The following is a 12,407-nucleotide window of genomic DNA, read 5'->3' as shown; positions in this document are numbered from 1 at the left end:
GTACAATCGACGCTGACGGGCCTCCCCGCATGGGGAAGCGGCCAACCGGGTCAGGTGGGGAACCAAGCAGCCCTAACCGTGGAGCCAGTGCCGGGGGTAAGGCTCGTCACCCTCTTCTTTTCTCCTCCCCCTTCTCCCTTTCGCGCGCCGGGGCTGCATAGCACAGCCCACATGCGACTGTCTGCCGTCCCCGTCTGACAGGCAGTCAGGGCAAACGGAGATGACCGCGCAGGAGGCGGCGCCCATACTGTGGTCCAGCCCGTAGCCGACCATTTGGGTGCCGCCATGACCTCGCGCCTGACCACCATCCTGCCGCCATCCGGCCGCCCCGTGGCCCGGATCTGCTCGTTGACGCTGCTTGCGGCCCTCGGCCACGGCCTTGCCTGTGCCCAGGACAGCCTGGGTGACGCGGCCCAGCTGGCGCTGGCGCATACGGGCACCAGCGCAGCGCCCCTCGATTCCATAGCCCCCGCCACGTTCACCTCGCGAAGCGAAGAGCTGACCGCGCTGGCCGCCAGCCTGGACAGCCCGCCGGTTCCGGGGCTGCGGCTGAACGAGGTCACCGGCTGGCTGACGCCGGACAGGCCTTCCAGCCTGGGCGTCACGCTGGGCGTGTTGTCGGCGTCCGACCCTGGCAATCGACAAGGCAGCGCAGCCGCCCTGGCCTATGACCTGGGGTTGCGCTGGCGCTCGCGCCTGGAGCAGCGCGTGCACCTGGACGTGCAGGCCTGGGCGCGCACGCCCCAGCCGGCGTTCGACGCCATTACCATGATCTGGTCGCGCGAGCCCGCCAGCGTGGGCACGCGTCTGGAGGTGCAGTGGAAGGCCTCGCGCACGCGCGGCGTGGTGCCCGAGTTCGGCGCCATCGGCGTGCAGCTGCAGGGCGACGCCAAGCTGCTGCTGCGCGCCCGGCACGGCGGGCCGATGGTGTACTACCGCACCAAGTTCTGACGCCCAGGCACTGTGCCGGTCACGGCGTCAGGCGGCGACGCCGAGGATGACGCTGGACGCCTTGAACAGCGCTGCTGCCTGCATGCCCTCGACCAGGCCCAGGTTCTCTGCGCTCTCGTTGGTCACGATGGACACCACCGAAGCGCCGCCAGGCAGTCCGATCACGACTTCGGTATTCACTGCGCCGGTCTGGACCCGCTTGACCTGGCCCTGGAGATGGTTACGCGCGGAAAAGCGCATGCCGGGGTCCTGCGCCACGACGATGACCGACGACGCCTTGATCAGCGCCGTGGCCTCGGCGCCTTCGCGCAGGCCCAGGCTGCTGGCGCTGCCGTGGGTGACGATGGCCACCACGGCGCCGACGCCGAGCACGTCGAGCTCGATTTCATCGTTGACGGCACCCGGCACCACGCGGGTGACCTTGCCGGAAAACTGGTTGCGTGCGCTGCTCTTGAGCATGTCCATTCCTTTATTTTGATATGAACGAATGACGGGAATAAGTAGTTACCCGCAGGCATTGTGACCCACGCCACGCGGGCGCCGGCCATCGCAGGCGTCACAGCGCGGCCACCCGCACCGACACGTCGGCCGGCGGTGCATGGTGCAGGCTGCTGGTGACCAAGGCGTCCACGCCCGTGGCCGCATAGTCGGCCGCGTTGTCCAGGCGAATGCCGCCCGCCGCCAGGACGCCCAGCGCCGGGTGCTGCACGCGCAGCGCGGGGCACCAGCAGCGCAACTCTTGCGGCGTGGCCTTGTCGAACTGCACCACATCCGTGCCCGCGGCCGCGGCCTGCAGCGCTTCCTCCAGGCTGTGCGCCTCGATCACGCACTTCTTCTCGGCCAGTGCCGGCGCTACATGGTGCAGACGCACCGCCAGGCCCGGCCAGCCGCCCTCGACCAGCGCCCGGTGCTGGCCAAAGACCAGCACCGTCTCGCCCACGCCCAGCCGGTGCGGGAAGGCACCGCCCGCCAGCGTGGCCTTGAGCGCGATGCGGCGCAGCCCTGGCGCGTGCTTGCGCGTGGTCAGCACCGCCACGCGCGGATTCGCTGCCTGCACGGCCTGCACCATGCGCTGCGTGGCGTGGGCCACGCCGCAGGCGTACTCCAGCAGGTTCTGCGCCACCTTCCAGGCGCGCAGCAGGCCGCTGGCGGCGCCGGTGGCGCACAGCAGCAGCTCGCCATCGGCCAGCGGCGTGCCGCTGGCGACCACCTGCTCCACCTGCCCGCCGCAGGTCTGCACCACGCGCGCGGCCTCCTCGGTGCAGGCGGCGACGCTGGCGCCGCGCACGCGCCATTCGATGCGTGCCTGCGTGTTGCCCACGGCCAGCAGGTGCGTCGTCAGGTCCAGCAGCGGCGCGTCCTCGGCGATCCACGCATCGATGCTGGCCTGGTCGAAGAAAACGGAATGCAAAGTCACAGCGCCCCCCAGCGGCGAAGAATGAAGAAAGCCGCCAGCGCCACCGCGCCCAGCAGCAGCGACAGCGCGTTGGCGCAGGCCAGGTTGCCGTCCAGCACATGGTTGTAGATGGCCAGCGACAGCGTCTCGGTGCGCCCGGCGATGTTGCCGCCCAGCATCAGCGACAGCCCCACCTCGCCCAAGCCCCGCCCCAGCGCCAGCACCAGGCCGGCGGCCACGCCGCGGCGCGCCAGCGGCACGTCGATGCGCCAGAACACGGCCCACGGCCGGTGCCCGAGCAGCGCGGCCGCCTCGCGCAGGCGCGGCGCGATGCCGGCGAACGCCGCCTGCGCCGGCTTGACCATCAGCGGCAGCCCGGCGACGAATGCCGCGACCACCAGCCCGGTCTGCGAGAACACGATCTGCGGCTGCAGCGCCGCCGGCAGCCAGGCCGTCAGCCAGCCCTCGCGCCCCAAAGCCAGCAGCAGGCCGTAGCCCAGCACGATGGGCGGAAACACCAGCGGCAGCGTGACCAGCGCGTCCAGCAGCGCGCGCCCGGCGAACGGCCGGCGCGCCAGCAGCCAAGCCAGCAGCGTGCCCAGAGTCAAGTGCAGCGCCAAAGCCCAGGCCAGCACCTGCGCCGTCAGCCCGATGGCATTGCCCTGGCAGCCGCCGCCCAGCACGCTCACATGCCGTGGCGCTGCAGCACCGCGCGCGCCGCGGGCGAGGCCAGGTACTCGACGAAGGCGCGCACCGCCGGCTGCTCGCCACGGCCCTTGAGCACGCCGGCGCTGAGTTCGATGGGCGCGTAGCAGTGCTGCGGCGCCTCGATCAGCGTGCCGATGCGGCCCTGCAGCGCCTGGCCCTCGGTGACGTTGACGAAACCGGCATCCACCTCGCCGGTGGCGACATAGGCACCCACCTGTGGCACGGTGGCCACCTCCAGCAGGCGCGCGGCCAGCGGCTCGGCCAGGCCCGTGCGCTGCAGGCAGGTAGTGGCGGCGTTGCCATACACCGCCTTGACGCGGTCGGGCAGCGCGATACGGGCAAAGCGCGGCTCGCGCAGGTCGGCGATGTCTTTCAGCTCCAGCCCCTCGCGCGTGACCAGCACCAGCCGGCCCTTGCCCAGCAGCGTGAAGCGCTCGGCCAGGCCCATGGGCTCCAGGAACGCCTTGTCGCCGATCAACAGGGCGATGTCGGGGTTCTGGCGCGCCTGCGTTTCGACCTGCTTCATGTTGCCGAAGCTGGCCTCGGCGCGGATGCCGCTGGACCGGGAAAAGTCCTCCAGCAGCTGCAGCACCGGCCGGCGGTAGCCGGCGCCTGCCGCCACCAGCAGGCTGCCCTCGTTCGGGGCCGCCCAGGCAGGCAGCGCACACACCACGGCCGCGCAGGCCAGAAACAGACGTCGCAACATCGCAATACGCTCCAATGACAGTGAAGAAAGCAAAGCAAACAGCCTCGTCAGGCGCACAGGCACACGCGCTGCACCGAACGGCCGAACAGGTGGTAGCCCGACGCCCCCTCGGCCAGCAGGTCCAGCATGGCGCCGGCGTCCAGCACGCGTGTGCCGCCGACCACCGTGGCGCCGCGGCGCGCGAAGGGCGCCAGCCGCAGCGTGGCGGTCGGCCCGACCACGGCGGCGCGCGCCCCCGGGCGCAGCAGCGCCAGCAGGCCTTCCAGCGTGCCGTTGGTGAGCGTGGTGGCCGTCGTCAGCAGCACGTCGGCCTGCGGCAGCACCTCGCCCACGCGCCCGGCGGGCACGAAGTGCGGCAGCTCCTCGGGGCGCAGCGTGGCCGGGTCGCGCTCGACGACGTGAAACGGCTGGCCGCGCTGGCGCAGCGCGCGCAGATACGGCCCGAAGGCGCCGACCACCACCACCTGCTCGCCCGGCGCGATGGCCAGGGCGTCGAAGCCGTCGCCCTCGACCACGCGCGCGCCGTCGGGCGGACCCCCCTCGCGCCACAGGGTCTCGGCCAGCGCGTTCAGCGTGGCAATCGCCAGCGTGCGGCGCAGCGGCTGGGCGTGCTGCAGGTCCTGCAGCACCTCGGCCACCGGCCGGCCCGCCAGGCGCCCGGGCGTGGGCATGGCCAGTGCTGAGCTCGGGCAGCACACGGCCGCCGGGATGTCCTGGATGGGCGTGGCGGCCAGGCCGCCGACGCCGTTGTCCAGCTGCACGCCGGTGAAGAACACGCCCAGCACAGCGCGCGCCAGGTGCCGCTGGCCCAACGCGTTGCCCAAGTGCTGCGCGACGTCGGCGTGCAGCTCGGCCAGCAGGGTGGCGGCGGCAGCGGGCGCCGCCCTGCCCTGTGCGCGCGGCGCGGTGCGTGCGGCTGTGGTCGGCGGCAGGGGGTGCGCGAGAGTCGTCGTCAGCATGGCGGGGTCTCCCAGGAGATGAAGGCCCAGCGCATCGGGGCACCCTCGCGCTGGGTGATGGTGGCCTGCGCGTACCAGTCGCGCAGGCGGGCGGTCTCGGCCGCGTCCAGCCCGCCCATGGACCAGGCGACGCGGCGCGCGAAGTCGTCGAAGTCCTGCGCGCCGGCCAGGCGGTTTTCCTGCGCCAGGTACGACAGCTGCGGGTGGATGCCGCGCGCGTGCAGGATGTTCAGCAGGTAGATGTAGTCGGGCACGGGCGGCACGCGCCGGCCGATGGCCTCCTGGATTGCCGGGTCGGTGAAGTGCCCGCCGACCAGGTGCGTCAGGTACACGCGCCGGCGCGCGTGGCGCTGCAGCTTGTCCAGCGCGGCGCCGATGTCGGCCACGGTGGTCGAGCGCGAAGCCACGGCGATGTCGCACACCGGCACGTCGTTCCAGTCGTCTTCCCACGCCTTGTGCAGCGTCTGCACCTGCGCCAGGCCGCGCGCGGCGGCCTGCTCGCGCATGGCCTGCAGCATGGCGGGGCTGTAATCCAGCCCGACCACCTGCCGCAGGCGCGGCGCCAGCGCCAGGGCGATAGTGCCGGGGCCGCAGCCCACATCCAGCAGCGACTGCGCGCCCGACAGGTCCATGCGGGCGATGAATTCCTCGGCGTAGCGGCTGCCCACGGCGCGCGCGGCCATGCCGGCGGCGCGGCCGTCCCAGGCGCTGGCGTCCTTGCGCGTGCGCCCGGCCAGGGCCAGGTGGTGCTGGTACAACAGGTTGAAGTCGATGGCGGCGATCGTCATGCGGCGGTGTCCTCGTCGGGGGAAAAGGCGCCCAGGCCGGCGCGGATCGCCTGCTCGCTCACGCCGTACAGGTGCGCCAGCGCAGCCGGCGTGGCGGTGGCGCGCGGCGCGCCGATGGCCTGCAGGCGGCCGCCGCCCAGCAGCGCGATGCGGTCGGCCACGCGCAGCGCGTGCTCGGGCTGGTGGGTGGTCATCAAGACCGCCATGCCGGCGGCGCGCAGGCGCGCGACATGCTCCAGCACGCGGATCTGGTTGCCGAAGTCCAGGCTGGCGGTGGGCTCGTCCATGACCAGCAGGCGCGGCTCCTGCGCCAGCGCGCGGGCGATCAGCGCCAGCTGGCGCTCGCCGCCGCTGATGGCGGTGTAGCTGCGCGAGCGCAGGTGGGCGATGCCCAGCGCCTGCAGGCACTCCACCGCCCGCTGCCGGTCGGCGGCCGCCGGCGTGGCGAAGCCGGCCAAGCGCGCGGCGCGGCCCATCAGCACCACGTCGAGCACGGTGTAGGGGAACACCCCGGCGTGCGCCTGCGGCACGTAGCCGACGTGGCGCGCGAAGGCCGCACGGTCCCAAGCGGCCACGTCCTGGCCGGCCATCCGCACGCTTCCGGCCAGCGGCGCCAGCAAGCCCAGCAGGGTGCGCAGCAGCGTGGTCTTGCCGCTGCCGTTGGCGCCCAGCAGGCACAGCACCTCGCCGGGCTGGACGGTGAAGTCCAGCGCCTGCGCCACGCGGCGCGCGCCGTGGCCGATGTCCAGCGCCTGCGCGTGCAGCACGGGCGTGCGAACGCTGCCGCCCGGCCCGGCGTCGGGCACCGCCATGGCGCCCAGGCCGGCACCAGCGCGCAGCGGCAGGACGGACGCGCTCATTCCCGCCCTCCCGAGCGTGCCAGCAGGAACAGGAAGAACGGCGCCCCGGCCAGTGCCGTCAGGATGCCCAAGGGCAGCTCGATGCTGGCGGCGGTACGCGCCAGCGTGTCGGCCGCGACCAGAAAGCCCGCGCCCAGCAGCAGCGACGCCGGCAGCAGGCGCGAGAACTCCGGCCCCACCAGCAGCCGCGCCATGTGCGGCACCACCAGCCCGACCCAGCCGATGATGCCGGTAAGCGATACCGCCGCCGCCGTGCTCAGCGTGGCGGCGGCCACCAGCACGCGGCGCAGCCGCGCCACCGGAACACCCAACGCCTGCGCCTCCTCGTCGGGCAGGCTCAGCAGGTTCACGCGCCAGCGCAGCAGCACCAGCGGCACGATGCCGGCCAGCAGCGCCGGCAGCGTGGCCAGCAGGTCGCCGGTGGTGACGGCATTCAGCCCGCCCAGCAGCCAGAAGGTGATCGAGGGCAGCTGCGTCGTCGGGTCGGCCAGGATCTTGATCAGCGAGATGCCCGCGCCCAGCAGCGCGCCCACCGCCACCCCGGCCAGCACCAGCACCAGCACCGCGTCGTGCCGGCGCACCAGCAGCGCCACCGCCAGCACCGCGCCCACGGCGGCCAGACCGCCGCCGAAGGCCAGCGCCTGCACCAGCGCCAGCGGCAGGCCGAAATAAATGCCCAGCACCGCGCCCAGGCCGGCGCCAGCCGACACGCCCAGGATGTCGGGCGAGACCAGCGGGTTGCGGAACATGCCCTGGTAGGCGGCGCCGGCCGCCGCCAGCGCCGCGCCCACCAGCAGGCCGGCGGCGACGCGCGGCAGGCGAATGTTCCAGACCACCGTGTCGATGGCCGGCGGCAGGCTGGACGGCGCCCCGGCCAGCCGCGCCCACAGCGCCTGCCCCAGCTGCGCCGGGCTGATCGGGTACTTGCCGGCGGCAAAGGCCAGCAGCACCACTGCCAGCAGCAGCGCCAGCGCCAGCAGCCAGCGGCCCGGCGGCGCTATTGAAAATGTAGCTACAGGCCCTTGATTCATATGGGCTGGATCCTGTTTTTCCTTGAAATCGGCGCTGGTGCCACCGGTCGTGGCGGCATCCAGCGCCAGGCCCGGCGTGGCACCGCTGGCGGGGCGGGTGCGCGCGTCCATGGCCGTCACCCCTGCAGCAGCGCGCGCAGCTGCGCATCGGTCAGCGCCGCGCCATAGAACGCTTCATAAAAGCGCGCCACCGCCGGCGCCAAAGGCTGCAGTCCGGCCAGCAGCGCGTGGCCCGGGTGCAGCCGCTCGACGAGCCAGCGCACGCCGATCAGCCGGTTCACGCCCGGCGGGCCGTCCAGCCAGCCGAACGGCAGCGCCGGCGCGCAGTGCACGCGCCGCGCGCGCACGGCGGCGATGCCGCGCCACAGCGGATCGTTCAGCGCCCGGCGCGCGAACTCCGCGTCCTGGGTCACGATGACCTGCGGGTCCCAGGCCAGCAGCTGCTCCAGCGACACGCGCGTGAGCGAGCCGCTGCCGGCCTGCGCGGCGACGTTGCGGCCACCGCAGAACTCCAGCAGCTCGACGTTGATGGAGCCGGCCAGTCCCGTCTCCAGCCCGTCGCTGCCGCGCCCGTAGTACACGCGCGGGCGCTGCGGCGGCGGCACGGCGGCGCGCAGCTGCGCGGCCAGGCGCAGGTGCTCGTCGGCCTGGGCCGCCAGCTGCTCTGCGCGAGCGGCCACGCCCAGCAGGCGCCCCACCTCGCGCAGCTGCGCCGCGTGTTCCTGGATGCGACCCTGCACCAGCAGCGTCGGCAGGCCGGTCTGCTCGCTGGTGCGGCGCATAGTCGAGGCGTGCGTGGCATCGGCCGTTCCCGCGTCCAGCACCAGGTCGGGCTGCAGCTGCAGCAGCGCCTCCAGCGGCACGGTGCTGCCGCGCCCGGCCAAGCGGCCGGTGTGCGGCAGGCGTGCCAGGCGCGGGCCCAGCAGCGCGCGCGCCTCCGCGCCCAGCGTCATTGGCCAGCCCAGCAGCTTGTCCGGCGCCAGCGCCGCCACCAGCACGCCGGCGGGTGGGCCGGCGGCATAGACCCGCGCCACCTGCGCCGGATCGGGCAGCGCGCCGAAGCGGGCGTGGACGATGTCCGCATCGGTGCCGGCCGCCGCAGCCGGGCGGGGCAATGCCGGCTGCGCCCATGTCCAAGTGCCTGCGCCCAGACCGGCGGCGCCCAGCAACAGGTCGCGCCGGCGCATCACGCGGCTTTCCCGGGCGCGGCGCTGGCGCCCTCGGCCGCCGGCGCGCAGGCGCGCTGCGCCCAGTCGTGCAGCGCCTGCACGTCCAGCGGCAGCTCGATGCCGGCATCGCCGGCGAAATGCCGCCACGCCTGCAGGTGCTTGCGCGACACAGCCGTCAGCACCGGCACGCCCTCGCCCGCCAGCGCCGCCAGCTCGGCGGCGAAGCCGCCGCCGGTGGCCTCCAGCTCGCCGAAGCGGTTGACGATGGCCAGCCGCACCCGGTCGGCCAGCGCCTGGCGCAGCACGCCGCTGGCCTGCGCCACGGCGCCGGGATCGACGCAGCAGGCGCGCGACTGGGGCCCCAGGTCCTGCGAGATGCAGAACTCGCGCCCGCTGGCCACGTCGATCAGGAACATGCGCTTGCGCCCGGCCGCATCCAGTCGCCGCGCGTGCACCACCCCGCCAATAGGCCAGCCCTCGCCTGCCAGGCTGCGGGCGAAACCGGTCAGCAGCGCGTCGGCGGCGCACGATTGCAGGTCCTCATGGGCGATCACGGCCAGCCGGGGCGTGGCAGCAAGGGCGTCGATGGTCATGGAAGCGTCTTTCAGGAAACGAGTGTCGAAACGCCGGGCTCGGCCGCAGGCCGGCGGCCGCGGGTCCTGACTGGCCCACCTGCTGCGGCTGGATGCGCTCGCGCTGCGCGCGGCAGAAAGCCAGGCAGTGCCGTGCGCCCGGAACAGGCAGTACGGCCGCTGGCGCACGGCAGGCCAAGCGCGCTCATGCGGGCTCCTTCAGCCACGGCGCCACGCTGGCGCGCGGAAACAGCCACGGCCCGCCGGCCTGGGCGTCGGCGGCCTGCAGCGCCGCCTGGCCGGCGGGCGAGACCAGCCAGTCGGCCAGCCGCTGCGCCTGCGCGCGCTGCGCAGCACCCGCGGGGTGCGCCGGCCCGGGTGCCAGCACCACGTAGGGCCGGCGCATCTGCGGATCGCCCCGAAGCAGCACGTGCATGCCCGGCGCGGCCATCTTGCCGAAGGCGAAAGGGATATGGCCCGCGACCACATAGGCCTGCTGCGCCTGCGCCAGCTGCAGCACCGCCTGTGGACGCGGGCCGGTGTCCATGCGTACCCAGGCGGCATCGGGCCGGACGCCAGCGCGGCGCCACAGGCGCTGCACCACGCCGTAGCTGCCGGGGTCGCGCAGCGCGATAAAGGGCGAGCGCGCATCGGCGATGCGCTGCAGGGCCTGCTGCCCGTCCGGCGCGCCGGCGACGCCGGCCGGGTCGGCCTGCGGGCCGATCACCACGTGCTCGTTCCAGGCCCAGACGCGTGCCGGGCCGGCCAGGCCCGCGGCCTCCAGCCCCATCGCCTCGTCGCTGGCATGGATCAGCAGCAGCTGCGCCTGCCCGCGCGCGAACGCCGGCACCACGCCTTCCTTGGGCGCGGCGGCGACGGTCTGCACGTCGAGGTCCAGCTGCTGCCCGGCGCTGGCCGCCAGGCGCGGCCAGACGCCGCTGAGCGCCAGTCCGCCGACGGCGGCGACCTGGACCACCGGGCGCGCGGCGGGACGGCCGGCAACAGCACCGGGCGGCGCCGCGCAGCCGGCCAGCGCCAGCGCGGCGCCCGACAGCGCGGCGCGCGCCAACACGCGCCGGCGGCGTCGGGCATTAGAAGCGGTAGGTGCCATTGACGAACCAGGTGCGGCCCGGCAGCGGGAAGCCGTCCGAGAGCTCAACCCACTTGTCCGTGAGGTTGTGCGCGCCGAAGTCCAGCGTCATGTCCCGGCGCGGCTTCCAGATGGCCTTCAGGCCGGCGACGCCGAAGCCCACCAGATCGCGGTAGGCAGTACGGCCCGAGCCGGCGAAGGCCACCTTGCGCCCGGTCTCGGCTTCCAGCGTGGCGCGCAGCTCCCAGGTGTCGCTGGGCAGCCAGCTCAGCGCGGCGAACAGGCGGTGGCGCGGCGTGTCGGTCAGCTGCACGGCCGGATCGCTCAGGTTGCGCCGCGCCAGGTAGGTGTAGGCGCCGGTGAGCGACAGGCCGCGCGCCAGTTCCTGCTGCAGCGACAGCTCCAGCCCCAGGTGGCGCGCGCGGCCGATGTTCTGCGCCTGCGCGCAGGTGTCGCTGCCGGCGCCGCAGGTGCCGGTGGGCGCCGGCACGTAGGCGTTCTGCATCAGGTCGGTGATGCGGCTGTAGAACAGCGCCGCCTGGCCTTGGGCGCCGCCCCAGGGCTGGCCGCGCAGGCCCAGCTCCAGGTGCGTGGCGACCTCGGGGCGCAGGTTGGGGTTGGGCAGCGCATTGCCCATGCGCGCCGAATAGCGGTCCTTGATGGTCGGAAAACGCGTCTTGCGCGAGGCGATGGCGTAGGCCTCGTTGCCGCCGCCGGCCAGGATGTGCACCAGCTCGGCCACGCCGTTGGTGGCGCTGGTCGAGCCGGTGGGCCACTCGTACACCTCCTTGGCATCGCGCTGGTCGCGCGACACGCCCAGGCGCAGGCGCCAGGCGTCGGCCAGGGTGATGGTGTCCTCCAGCGCCAGCGAGGTGGTCACGTCGCGGTAGTCCTTGACCGGCGCCTTGGCGTTCTCCGGATTGCTGTCGCGGTGCTTGTCTTCCTTGTAGTGCAGCGCCACGCGCAGCTCGTGGTGGGACAGCGCGTAGTTGGCCAGCTCCAGCGTGCCACCGACCGAGCGGTCGTCATAGACGCTGGGCCAGCTGGTCCCGCCCTGCAGCTTCGCGTAGCTGGCGTCGGTGTAGGCGTCGATGCGGTTGCTGTAACGGTCGTGGTACAGGCGCGCCTTCAGCACATTGTTCTGCCCCAGCCGGGTATTGCCGACCAGGTAGACGCTGTCCTTGTCCCAGTATGGCCAGCGCCAGTAGCGGATGCCGCTTTTGGACAGCCCCGTGTAGACCGGGTTGCCCTTCTCGCCGTCCTGACGCACGTAGCCGATGGCGTACTCGTCGGTGGCGTTGGGCGTCAGGCCCAGCTTGAAGGACAGGCGCTTGTCGGTGCGGTCGGCGTTCTCGCGCCGGCTGCCGGTGTCGGTGGGCTGTGCCTTGTGGTCGACAAATCCCCGGGGCAGCGGGAAGCTGTCGGCGTCCAGGTACGACAGGCCGAGCTGGGCATACCACAAGCCCTGGTTCATGCCCACATTGACGGCCGCCTTGCGCTCGCCGCCCGAGGCGAAGCCCAGGCGCGCGTCGCCCTCGAAGGCGCGGCTGGGCTTGCGCGTGACCAGGTTGATGGCGCCGCCCAGGGTGTTGGGGCCGTACAAGAGCGACGCACCGGCCTTGGCCACGCGGATCTCGGCCAGGTCCAAGGTGGTGAAGCGGCCATAGTCCACGTAGCCGTCGTAGGGCACGTACAGCGGCACGCCGTCGATGAACACCGGCACCTGGCGCGGATCGAAGCCGCGCACGTACACCATCTCCTCGTTGCGGCTGTTGCGCGACAGCGCCACGCCGGGCAGCAGCGCCACGGCGGCGCCCACGGTGTCGCGCCCGTCGCGGGCGATGGCCTGCTGGTCGATCGCCGTCTCGCTGGCCGGCGCGGCCGGCACCGGCGCGCCGACCACGGTCACCGTGCCCAGCTCGAATGCGCCCTGAGCGTGCGCTGCGGTGGCTGCCGCCAGGCCCAGGGCCAGTTGCACCGCCCGGCATGCCGGGCGCAGCCGCGAAATGGATGTTGTCTGTGCAGCGCTTCTCATGGTTTCTCACCCTCGTTATTCAAAATTGGAATAGCGATGGCCGGAAAAAACCACGGGGTGTCGATCCTGCGAAAGACGCGCCCGTGGCCATCGCTTGAGGGCGGGACTATAACGCGCCGCGCTGGCGCCCCCTGCACGGCCC

13 protein-coding genes and 1 other RNA gene are annotated in these 12,407 nt (G+C 73.2%); 2 read left to right on the top strand and 12 right to left on the bottom strand.

Annotation, left to right across the window (positions count from 1 at the left end; all coding sequences use genetic code 11):
- Positions 1–14: 14 nt before the first annotated feature.
- Both ffs and BLQ61_RS00995 read left to right on the top strand, forming a co-directional pair.
- Positions 15–111: signal recognition particle sRNA small type (gene ffs, locus BLQ61_RS01000), an RNA gene on the top strand.
- Positions 112–285: 174 nt separating this feature from the next.
- Positions 286–951 carry a hypothetical protein gene (locus tag BLQ61_RS00995; RefSeq protein WP_091565577.1) on the top strand — a complete coding sequence of 222 codons (666 nt, stop codon included), beginning with the start codon at positions 286–288 and terminating at the stop codon, positions 949–951.
- Positions 952–978: 27 nt separating this feature from the next.
- Here BLQ61_RS00995 and BLQ61_RS00990 read toward each other — a convergent pair whose 3' ends face one another.
- The 12 genes from BLQ61_RS00990 to BLQ61_RS00935 all read right to left on the bottom strand — a co-directional run bounded on the left by BLQ61_RS00990 (position 979) and on the right by BLQ61_RS00935 (position 12,265).
- The gene (locus BLQ61_RS00990) at positions 979–1,410 is read right to left on the bottom strand and encodes a TOBE domain-containing protein (protein WP_342672222.1); all 432 of its coding nucleotides are present in this window, start codon (positions 1,408–1,410) and stop codon (positions 979–981) included.
- 97 nt (positions 1,411–1,507) lie between these two features.
- Complete coding sequence (gene modD, locus BLQ61_RS00985; RefSeq protein ID WP_245703756.1) at positions 1,508–2,368, bottom strand: ModD protein; 861 nt, start codon at positions 2,366–2,368, stop codon at positions 1,508–1,510.
- Positions 2,365–3,027, bottom strand: a complete 663-nt coding sequence (locus BLQ61_RS00980) for a molybdate ABC transporter permease subunit (RefSeq protein WP_091566435.1) — start codon at positions 3,025–3,027, stop codon at positions 2,365–2,367. Before BLQ61_RS00980 ends, modD begins: the two co-directional genes overlap by 4 nt.
- 5 nt (positions 3,028–3,032) lie before the next feature.
- Complete coding sequence (gene modA, locus BLQ61_RS00975) at positions 3,033–3,761, bottom strand: molybdate ABC transporter substrate-binding protein (protein ID WP_245703754.1); 729 nt, start codon at positions 3,759–3,761, stop codon at positions 3,033–3,035.
- A gap of 47 nt (positions 3,762–3,808) precedes the next feature.
- Positions 3,809–4,720: a DUF364 domain-containing protein gene (locus tag BLQ61_RS00970; RefSeq protein ID WP_091565570.1), complete on the bottom strand. Its 912-nt coding sequence runs from the start codon at positions 4,718–4,720 to the stop codon at positions 3,809–3,811.
- Positions 4,714–5,508 (bottom strand): class I SAM-dependent methyltransferase, encoded by a 795-nt coding sequence (locus BLQ61_RS00965; protein ID WP_091565567.1) that lies wholly within the window; start codon positions 5,506–5,508, stop codon positions 4,714–4,716. Before BLQ61_RS00965 ends, BLQ61_RS00970 begins: the two co-directional genes overlap by 7 nt.
- On the bottom strand, positions 5,505–6,320 hold the full coding sequence (locus BLQ61_RS00960; protein ID WP_091566430.1) for an ABC transporter ATP-binding protein: 816 nt from the start codon (positions 6,318–6,320) through the stop codon (positions 5,505–5,507). The genes BLQ61_RS00965 and BLQ61_RS00960 overlap by 4 nt, the downstream gene beginning before the upstream one ends.
- Before the next feature lie 44 nt (positions 6,321–6,364).
- Positions 6,365–7,399, bottom strand: a complete 1,035-nt coding sequence (locus BLQ61_RS00955; RefSeq protein WP_091566428.1) for a FecCD family ABC transporter permease — start codon at positions 7,397–7,399, stop codon at positions 6,365–6,367.
- A gap of 116 nt (positions 7,400–7,515) precedes the next feature.
- Positions 7,516–8,586 carry an ABC transporter substrate-binding protein gene (locus BLQ61_RS00950; protein ID WP_091565563.1) on the bottom strand — a complete coding sequence of 357 codons (1,071 nt, stop codon included), beginning with the start codon at positions 8,584–8,586 and terminating at the stop codon, positions 7,516–7,518.
- Positions 8,586–9,161 carry a DUF2478 domain-containing protein gene (locus BLQ61_RS00945; RefSeq protein ID WP_091565560.1) on the bottom strand — a complete coding sequence of 192 codons (576 nt, stop codon included), beginning with the start codon at positions 9,159–9,161 and terminating at the stop codon, positions 8,586–8,588. The genes BLQ61_RS00950 and BLQ61_RS00945 overlap by 1 nt, the downstream gene beginning before the upstream one ends.
- 184 nt (positions 9,162–9,345) lie before the next feature.
- Entirely contained in the window at positions 9,346–10,251 is a 906-nt protein-coding gene (locus BLQ61_RS00940) for a substrate-binding domain-containing protein (RefSeq protein ID WP_091565558.1), read from the bottom strand.
- Positions 10,232–12,265, bottom strand: coding sequence for a TonB-dependent receptor plug domain-containing protein (locus BLQ61_RS00935; RefSeq protein WP_091565555.1), 2,034 nt, complete (start codon positions 12,263–12,265; stop codon positions 10,232–10,234). The genes BLQ61_RS00940 and BLQ61_RS00935 overlap by 20 nt, the downstream gene beginning before the upstream one ends.
- Positions 12,266–12,407: the final 142 nt, after the last annotated feature.

It is taken from the genome of Oryzisolibacter propanilivorax (assembly GCF_900103645.1).
Lineage (GTDB): Bacteria > Pseudomonadota > Gammaproteobacteria > Burkholderiales > Burkholderiaceae_C > Melaminivora > Melaminivora propanilivorax.
The sequence above is the reverse complement of the archived record's forward strand: the minus strand, read 5'-3'. Positions and strand labels throughout refer to the sequence as shown.

Coding starts and splice junctions, on each gene's coding strand:
- BLQ61_RS00945 (WP_091565560.1), bottom strand. CDS start 9,161: ATGACCATCGACGCCCTTGCTGCCACGCCCCGGCTGGCCGTGATCGCC.
- BLQ61_RS00950 (WP_091565563.1), bottom strand. CDS start 8,586: ATGCGCCGGCGCGACCTGTTGCTGGGCGCCGCCGGTCTGGGCGCAGGC.
- BLQ61_RS00955 (WP_091566428.1), bottom strand. CDS start 7,399: ATGAATCAAGGGCCTGTAGCTACATTTTCAATAGCGCCGCCGGGCCGC.
- BLQ61_RS00960 (WP_091566430.1), bottom strand. CDS start 6,320: ATGGCGGTGCCCGACGCCGGGCCGGGCGGCAGCGTTCGCACGCCCGTG.
- BLQ61_RS00940 (WP_091565558.1), bottom strand. CDS start 10,251: ATGGCACCTACCGCTTCTAATGCCCGACGCCGCCGGCGCGTGTTGGCG.
- BLQ61_RS00935 (WP_091565555.1), bottom strand. CDS start 12,265: ATGAGAAGCGCTGCACAGACAACATCCATTTCGCGGCTGCGCCCGGCA.
- modA (WP_245703754.1), bottom strand. CDS start 3,761: ATGTTGCGACGTCTGTTTCTGGCCTGCGCGGCCGTGGTGTGTGCGCTG.
- BLQ61_RS00995 (WP_091565577.1), top strand. CDS start 286: ATGACCTCGCGCCTGACCACCATCCTGCCGCCATCCGGCCGCCCCGTG.
- BLQ61_RS00970 (WP_091565570.1), bottom strand. CDS start 4,720: ATGCTGACGACGACTCTCGCGCACCCCCTGCCGCCGACCACAGCCGCA.
- BLQ61_RS00990 (WP_342672222.1), bottom strand. CDS start 1,410: ATGCTCAAGAGCAGCGCACGCAACCAGTTTTCCGGCAAGGTCACCCGC.
- BLQ61_RS00965 (WP_091565567.1), bottom strand. CDS start 5,508: ATGACGATCGCCGCCATCGACTTCAACCTGTTGTACCAGCACCACCTG.